Source organism: Flavobacterium sp., assembly GCF_049590715.1.
In the GTDB taxonomy this organism is placed as follows: domain Bacteria; phylum Bacteroidota; class Bacteroidia; order Flavobacteriales; family Flavobacteriaceae; genus Flavobacterium.
The window spans coordinates 1-7,956 of sequence record NZ_JBAWDL010000322.1 but is presented as its reverse complement, the minus strand read 5'-3'; the positions used below and the strand labels follow the sequence as shown (position 1 = coordinate 7,956).

General features: G+C 32.8%; 7 protein-coding genes. All 7 read left to right on the top strand.

Going from position 1 to position 7,956, the window contains the following annotated elements:
* Positions 1-171 precede the first annotated feature (171 nt).
* Positions 172-720 carry a dTDP-4-dehydrorhamnose 3,5-epimerase gene (gene rfbC, locus WBQ70_RS13910; RefSeq protein ID WP_423915250.1) on the top strand — a complete coding sequence of 183 codons (549 nt, stop codon included), beginning with the start codon at positions 172-174 and terminating at the stop codon, positions 718-720.
* The gene (rfbD, locus tag WBQ70_RS13905; RefSeq protein WP_423915249.1) at positions 720-1,571 is read left to right on the top strand and encodes a dTDP-4-dehydrorhamnose reductase; all 852 of its coding nucleotides are present in this window, start codon (positions 720-722) and stop codon (positions 1,569-1,571) included. Before rfbC ends, rfbD begins: the two co-directional genes overlap by 1 nt.
* A 164-nt stretch (positions 1,572-1,735) precedes the next feature.
* Positions 1,736-2,605, top strand: coding sequence for a glucose-1-phosphate thymidylyltransferase RfbA (gene rfbA, locus WBQ70_RS13900; RefSeq protein WP_423915247.1), 870 nt, complete (start codon positions 1,736-1,738; stop codon positions 2,603-2,605).
* Positions 2,606-2,766: 161 nt separating this feature from the next.
* Positions 2,767-3,900, top strand: a complete 1,134-nt coding sequence (locus WBQ70_RS13895) for a DegT/DnrJ/EryC1/StrS family aminotransferase (RefSeq protein ID WP_423915246.1) — start codon at positions 2,767-2,769, stop codon at positions 3,898-3,900.
* Positions 3,901-4,029: 129 nt separating this feature from the next.
* The gene (locus WBQ70_RS13890) at positions 4,030-5,982 is read left to right on the top strand and encodes a polysaccharide biosynthesis protein (protein WP_423915244.1); all 1,953 of its coding nucleotides are present in this window, start codon (positions 4,030-4,032) and stop codon (positions 5,980-5,982) included.
* A gap of 233 nt (positions 5,983-6,215) precedes the next feature.
* Complete coding sequence (locus WBQ70_RS13885) at positions 6,216-7,082, top strand: ABC transporter permease (RefSeq protein WP_423915242.1); 867 nt, start codon at positions 6,216-6,218, stop codon at positions 7,080-7,082.
* Positions 7,083-7,246: 164 nt separating this feature from the next.
* The coding region (locus WBQ70_RS13880; protein WP_423915240.1) for an ABC transporter ATP-binding protein at positions 7,247-7,956 on the top strand (710 nt) is incomplete at its 3' end.

The window sequence follows — 7,956 nt, the reverse complement described above, 5'->3', positions numbered from 1 at the left end:
TGCATATACCTGCTGGTTATGCGAATGCAATAGTAGCGTTAGAAAAGGATTCTAAATTGCTTTCTTTTTCTACTTTACCCCTGAGTCGAGGAAAAGAGGACGATGTACGCTATCCCGCCGATTATTGGGAAATAACATAAAAAAATAAGGTAAATTAATTAATTATTTAAAATGAAAACTGAAAAAACCTACATACAGGATTTAGTTGTAATAGAGCCTACCGTTTTTGGTGATGAAAGAGGGTATTTTTTTGAATCTTATAGCAAAACAAAATTTGAAAGTTTAGGAATTGCTATTGATTTCGTTCAAGATAATCAGTCTTTTTCTAAAAAGGGAACCTTAAGAGGATTGCATTATCAAAACCCACCTTATGCTCAAACTAAATTAGTTCGTGTTTTAGAAGGTGAAATTATTGATGTTGCAGTAGATTTAAGAAAAGACTCGCCTACATATGGTAAAGCGTTCAGTGTTTTGCTTTCAGCTGAAAATAAAAAACAGTTGTTAGTGCCACAAGGATTTGCGCACGGTTTCTCTGTGATTAGCGAAACGGCTTCGGTTATGTATAAATGCGATCAGTTTTATAATAAAGATTCTGAGGGCGGAATTAAATATGATGATCCATCCTTAAATATAGATTGGGGAATGGATTTAAAGGAGGCTATTGTGTCCGAAAAAGACCAGATTTTACCCTATATTAATAATTGTAATAGTAAATTTTAATGCAAAAAATTCTTGTAACTGGTGCTAATGGACAATTAGGATCCGAGATTAAACAATTAGCAGGTAACTATCCTAATTTTGATTTTGTTTTTACTGATATCACCGATTTTCCACTGGATAAAACGGCCGTAATCGTGGAAAATTTCACTAAAATAAATCCCGCTATCGTTATCAATTGCGCAGCCTATACTGCTGTTGATAAAGCAGAACAGGATGTGGAAGTAGCTGACGAAGTAAATCACTTCGCGATAGCAACTTTATCTCAACTTTGTGCTAGTGCAAATGCCAAATTGGTTCATGTATCCACAGACTACGTCTTTGATGGTAGCTCGCCAAAGGCTTACACCGAAAACGATATACCAAATCCAAAATCTGTTTATGGTGTAACTAAATTAGCGGGTGAAAAAGCCTGTTTGGAGAATTGTCCAGAAAGCATTATCATCCGCACGGCATGGGTGTATTCTGAGTTTGGTAATAATTTTGTAAAAACCATGCTACGATTAATGAATGAAAGAGAAAGTTTGGGTGTGGTAAACGATCAGATAGGTACGCCAACTTATGCTGCTGATTTGGCACAAGTTATTCTAACTATTTTGGATAGCGGAATATGGGAACCAGGAATCTATCATTATTCGAATGAAGGAGAAATTAGTTGGTATGATTTTGCATCCGATATTAAAGAAATTGCAGGGTTACCTTGTGTAGTTAATGGAATTCCTGCTTCGGCTTATCCAACACCAGCAGAGCGACCAGCTTTTTCATTATTAGATAAAAGTAAAATAAAAAGAGTTTACGGAATCAAAGTACCTGATTATAAAGAGAGTTTGATAAAGATGATGTCTAAACTTTAATTAGAGTTTATTAACTGTATTTTAAAGTTTTTTTTAAATAAAATACCCTTGGACAAGCTCAGGGTGACAAAATTGATGTTATTTTATATTTTGTTTTTTAGAATAAAAAAGAAATTTTGAAATGACACAAAAGAAATATGCTTGAAATTTAAAAAGCTATAAACATGAAAGGAATAGTATTAGCTGGAGGTTCTGGTACGAGGTTGCATCCTCTTACGTTAGCGATGAGCAAACAAATGATGCCTGTGTATGATAAACCTATGATTTATTACCCTTTGTCAACTTTGATGATGGCGGGAATCAATGAAATATTAATTATCTCTACACCACATGATTTACCGAATTTCAAAAAATTATTAGGAGATGGCTCGAGTATTGGTTGTCAGTTTAGTTATGCTGAGCAACCTGATCCAAATGGTTTGGCACAAGCTTTTGTTATTGGAGAAGAGTTTATTGGAGCGGATTCTGTTGCCTTAGTTTTGGGGGATAACATATTCTTTGGATCTAATATGCATGAATTATTACAATCCAATACAAATCCTGATGGAGGTGTCGTTTTTGCCTATCATGTTTCGGATCCAGAACGATATGGAGTAGTCGATTTTGATGAGAATTTTAAAGCACTTTCTATAGAAGAAAAACCTTTAGAGCCTAAGTCGAATTATGCCGTTCCAGGTTTGTATTTTTATGACAATTCAGTTGTTGAAATTGCTAAAAATATTCAGCCAAGTGCCAGAGGAGAATATGAAATTACGGATGTAAATAAAGTATATCTTGAAAAAGGAAAACTTAAAGTAGGTATTTTGAGTAGAGGAACTGCTTGGTTAGATACAGGGACATTCAATAGTTTGATGCAGGCAGGTCAATTTGTGCAAGTATTAGAAGAACGTCAAGGTTTAAAAGTAGGTTGTATCGAAGAAATTGCTTGGAGACAGGGTTTTATAACGAGTCAACAACTTGAAGAATTAGCAAGACCCCTTAAGAAATCGGGTTATGGTGAGTATTTATTAGGATTATTGAAAATTAAAGAATAATTATTGAGGAGTTAATTAATGCCGCTATAAAACTGGTGGCATTAATAAGCTTACAAAATAAAGTTTCAGATAGTCATATTAAATAATAATAGGCGTTTCTTTGAGATAAACCTGAAGACATTCAACCTACGTTGGATGCATCTTAATTTCAATAATCACTCATGGACGAAACTAAAATCAAATTATTAGATTTTGATATTCAAAATGAAGTTCATTTGTTTTTAGATTCCTTTAAAAATGATGGGCCTGTTGAAAGTTCAAAATGGATAACAAATTTTGAAACTGCGCTTTCAGAAAAACTTCATTCACCTCAGGTTTTAGCGTTAAATTCAGGTACAGCCGCTATTCATCTTGGATTGATTTTATTAGGGGTAACAAAAGGCGATGAAGTAATCTGTCAGAGTCTAACCTTTTCTGCTTCTGCTAATCCTATTTTGTACCAAGGAGCAACTCCTGTATTTGTTGACAGTGAATTTCAAACTTGGAATATTTGTCCGATAGCTTTGGAAGAGGCTATCCTTGACAGAATAAAAAAAGGTAAAAAACCCAAAGCGATCATCGCCGTTCATGTTTTTGGTGTACCTTATCAAATTGAAGCGATTCAAGCACTATCAAAAAAATATGAGATACCTGTTTTAGAAGATAGTGCCGAAGCCTTAGGGAGTCAGTATAAGCAACAATATTGTGGAACTTTTGGTGATATTGGAGTTTTGTCTTTTAATCTAAATAAAATAATTACCACCACTGCTGGAGGGGCACTCCTGTTGAATGACGAAATTCAAAAGGAAAAAGCTCTTTTTTATGCCACACAAGCTAAAGATGAGGCTGTACATTATCAGCATAGTGAACTCGGATACAATTATAGAATAAGTCCACTGCTTTCTGGAATAGGAATTGAACAACTCAAAACACTGGAAGATAAACTCAAAAAAAAGAAAGAAATACACGATTTTTATGTAAATTCTCTTAAAGATATTTCTTATCTGAAAGTTTTCACAGTGCTAAATCCTCACTGTAAACCTAATTATTGGCTTACTACTATTTTAGTTGAGGATACTCTTGAAAAAAGCAACGAGGGATTGAGACTCGCATTAAAATCTGCGGGTATTGAGTCCAGACTCATTTGGAAACCCCTGCATTTACAGCCGTTTTTTAAAGATTACGATTATTACGGAAATAAAGTTGCAGAACAAATATTTAACCACGGTTTGTGTTTGCCCTCAACTACCTCAATAACTCAAACGAACAAAGAAAAAATTGTTAAAGTGGTTTATGATTATTTTCATGAATTTTAGAAATATAATCTCTATTTTTGTTTAAGAATTTACGTAGGATTTTTATTTGTTTATAGTAAAAACATTTAAAGTTCTTCCTGTTTTTATTTGTAATGAAATGATTTATGTACGTTAGTAACTACTTTTTTTATGGAAATATTTTCTAATATTTTTAACGAGAATAATTTAAAGATTAATCTACGTAATTTAAGATACCTACCAAGATGGTTAATTATTTGTATTGATATAGGTATTTTAATTACTTCGTTCCTTTCTACCTTTCTGATTTTCTTAGGGGTAGGATTGGAGTATGTAAAACATGATTATCTGGTTTATTTTGTGGTTAGCTTGTTTATAGTTAATGTTTTCTTTTTTTGGTTGTTTAGAACTTACTCTGGGATTATAAGACACTCTTCTTATATTGATGCTGTAAAATTATTGTTTTCGCAACTTTCTGTTTTTTTATTCTTTTTAGTGATAAATTATGGATTTGAAGTTTATAATGGAACAAGGTTTTATTTGAATACTGCTTTATTTATCAATTTAGTATTGTCGTTTTGTGGCTTGTTTTTATATAGAGTGGTCGTCAAACAAACATTTGATAAATATTTCTCAGAGAGTATTCCCTCGCATAATTTGATGCAAACAATTATTTATGGTACTGATGCAAATGCTATATCTGTAGCAAATGCCATAAAATTTGAAACCCCTACGCGTTTTAAAATTGTTGGTTTTGTTGATAAAAATGGTCAAAATACCTCTAAGACCATGCTAAACGTTCCTATTTTAACACAACGAAGAATGCTACCTGCTTTGATGCGAAGCATTGGGGCCAAAGCAGTAATTATTGCTGATAAAAGTTTGTCAAAAGAAGAACAGTCTATACTAGTTGATCAATGTTTAGAGTACGGGTATAAAGTGTTTAATATTCCTGTTATTTCAGACTGGAAAAATAAAAATGAAATTTCTCAAAAAATTCAAAAGTTAAAAATTGAAGATCTATTAGATAGAAATCCTATAGTTTTAGATAATGGAGCAATATCCAAGCAGTTGAAAGATAAAGTCGTCATGATTACTGGTGCGGCAGGTTCTATAGGAAGCGAGATTGTAAGGCAAGTGATTAATTTTGATCCCAAATTAGTGATTATTTTAGATCAAGCTGAAACTCCGTTGCATCACTTGAATTTAAATTTAGAAGCCAAAAATCATAATGTTGTTATAAAAACAATTATCACTGATATTCGAAATAAAGGAGCTTTGGAGGCTGTTTTTGAAGAGTATAAACCGAATGTCGTTTTTCATGCCGCCGCATATAAACATGTTCCTTTGATGGAATTAAATCCTTCTCAAGCAATTTTGACAAATGTGGAAGGATCTAAGAATTTAGCAGACCTTTCTTGTAAATATAAAGTTGGTAAGTTTGTGATGATTTCTACAGATAAGGCTGTTAATCCTAGTAATGTGATGGGAGCTAGTAAGCGTATTGCTGAGAAATACGTACAGTCGCTGCATCTTAAAAATAGTCGAATAATAGATTATAAAAGTACTAAGTTTATTACCACGCGTTTTGGAAATGTTTTAGGTTCAAATGGGTCAGTTGTACCATTGTTCACGAAGCAAATTACTGATGGTGGGCCCGTAACTATTACACATAAAGATATTATTAGATATTTTATGACCATACCTGAAGCATGTCAATTAGTGCTTGAAGCGGGTGCAATGGGAAAAGGGGGAGAGATTTATATTTTTGATATGGGTAAACCTGTTAAAATCATAGATTTAGCCAAGAAAATGATTAAGCTAGCGGGGTATACTCCAGGGAAAGAAATTGAAATTAAAGAAATTGGTTTACGACCGGGTGAGAAATTATACGAAGAATTATTGAATGACAATTCGAAAACCTTACCTACACACCACGAAAAAATTATGATCTCCCAAGAAATTCAAGAGGAATACGAATTGTTACATGTAGAGATTGCTGAATTGATTGAAATTGCTCGCAATACTGAGAATTACAATATTGTAGCCAAAATGAAAAAAATTGTTCCCGAATTCAAGAGTATGAATTCTGATTATGAATTGTTAGATAAGAAAAGCTGTTAAGGTTTTTATAGAATCAATCGTTTGTGAAGTTTAAATAAAATGTTTTTATCTAATATGCCTATAATCAAAAGAAGGTCTACAAAAAGTTTACATATCATTGTAAACTTTTTTGGTTTTAACTAAATTCTAAATAGAGTTGTTTTAATTTGAAATATTTATTTGATAAGCTTTAGAGGTTTATTACGTTAGGGGTACTGTGTATTAGATATATTTAAAAAAATAGATTAAAATTAATGAATCAGTTAGATAATAATGAAGATTGGTTGTTTGAGATTAAACCAAAGAATAATTTCTTTTCGCTAAATTTTAAAGAAGTTTGGCAATACCGAGATTTATTAATGCTTTTTGTTCGTCGTGATGTTGTAACTGTTTATAAGCAAACCATATTGGGACCTCTTTGGTATTTAATTCAACCACTTTTTACTTCGATAACTTTTACCATTGTGTTTAATAATTTGGCAGGAATTAGTACAGGTGTAGTTCCTTCTTTTTTGTTCAATCTGGGAAGTATTACCATTTGGAATTATTTTACAGCCTGTTTGACAGGTACTTCAGATACTTTTAAGAGTAACGCAGGGATTTTTGGCAAGGTGTATTTTCCTAGGATTATCTCACCCCTAAGTGTTGTTATTTCAAATTTATTGAAATTAGGTATTCAGTTGGTTATCTTCTTTGGATTTTATAGCTATTTTTATAGTCAAGGTGCTGCTATTGGTTTTAATGGTTTGACTTTGTTCTTTCCCATTATAGTGATTTTAATGGGTGTGTTGGGGCTAGGATTAGGGATGATAATTTCTTCATTGGTAACCAAATATAGAGATTTGACGTATCTAATAGGTTTTGGTGTGCAATTGTTGATGTATATTTCGGGGGTGTTTTATCCCATGAGTTTAATTCAACAAAAAATACCTGAATACTCATGGATCATTCAATACAATCCTTTGGCGTACATTGTCGAAAGTGCTCGTTATATGTTATTGAGTGTGGGGAAATTCCCTCTTATAGGAATGGCTTATACGATCCTTTTTACAGCTATAATATTTATCATAGGAGTAATGCTTTTTAATCAAACAGAAAAACGATTTATAGATACTGTTTAAGTAGTGAGGAACGTTATGAGTAATAAATATAGGTGGTCTTTTAACGACGATTTATATTTATTTCACGATCAAATTAGATAATCAATGATTTTTTATAAGTTATAATTTAATAAAACAAGACTCTTAGCACCTTCTTAATAGCTGGTAGTTTTTTTACAAAAAGAATGAAAGACATTATATTAAAAGCAGAAAACATCTCCAAACAATACCGTTTAGGGACTGTTGGTACGGGAACGTTAAGCCATGATTTGAATCGTTGGTGGCACCGCATACTGGGGAAAGAAGATCCCTATTTGAAAATAGGAGATACTAATGACCGATCCACTAAAGGGGAAAGTGATTATGTTTGGGCATTACAAAATATTAACTTTGAAGTGAAACGAGGCGAAGTTTTAGGCATTATAGGTAAGAATGGTGCAGGAAAATCAACTTTGTTAAAGATACTTTCTAAAGTGACTGCTCCCACCACAGGAAGTATTAAATCTCGTGGTCGTATAGCTTCTTTATTGGAAGTAGGTACAGGTTTTAATGGCGAATTAACCGGGAGAGAAAACGTTTTTCTGAATGGTGCTATTTTAGGAATGACCAAAAAAGAAATTACATCAAAATTAGAGGAAATCATTGCCTTTTCTGGTTGTGCCCGTTATATTGATACTCCCGTAAAAAGATATAGTAGCGGAATGACGGTACGTTTGGCTTTTGCCGTAGCTGCTTTTTTAGAACCTGAAATATTGGTTGTTGATGAGGTCCTAGCGGTAGGTGATGCAGAATTTCAGAAAAAAGCCATCGGTAAAATGCAAGATATTTCTAAAGGAGAGGGAAGAACTGTTTTATTTGTGAGTCATAATATGGCAGCGGTGAAGAGTTTGTGTAC

Bases quoted from the DNA above. Each gene is read 5' to 3' on its own strand.
- rfbC (WP_423915250.1), top strand. From the start codon at position 172: ATGAAAACTGAAAAAACCTACATACAGGATTTAGTTGTAATAGAGCCT.
- rfbD (WP_423915249.1), top strand. From the start codon at position 720: ATGCAAAAAATTCTTGTAACTGGTGCTAATGGACAATTAGGATCCGAG.
- rfbA (WP_423915247.1), top strand. From the start codon at position 1,736: ATGAAAGGAATAGTATTAGCTGGAGGTTCTGGTACGAGGTTGCATCCT.
- WBQ70_RS13895 (WP_423915246.1), top strand. From the start codon at position 2,767: ATGGACGAAACTAAAATCAAATTATTAGATTTTGATATTCAAAATGAA.
- WBQ70_RS13890 (WP_423915244.1), top strand. From the start codon at position 4,030: ATGGAAATATTTTCTAATATTTTTAACGAGAATAATTTAAAGATTAAT.
- WBQ70_RS13885 (WP_423915242.1), top strand. From the start codon at position 6,216: ATGAATCAGTTAGATAATAATGAAGATTGGTTGTTTGAGATTAAACCA.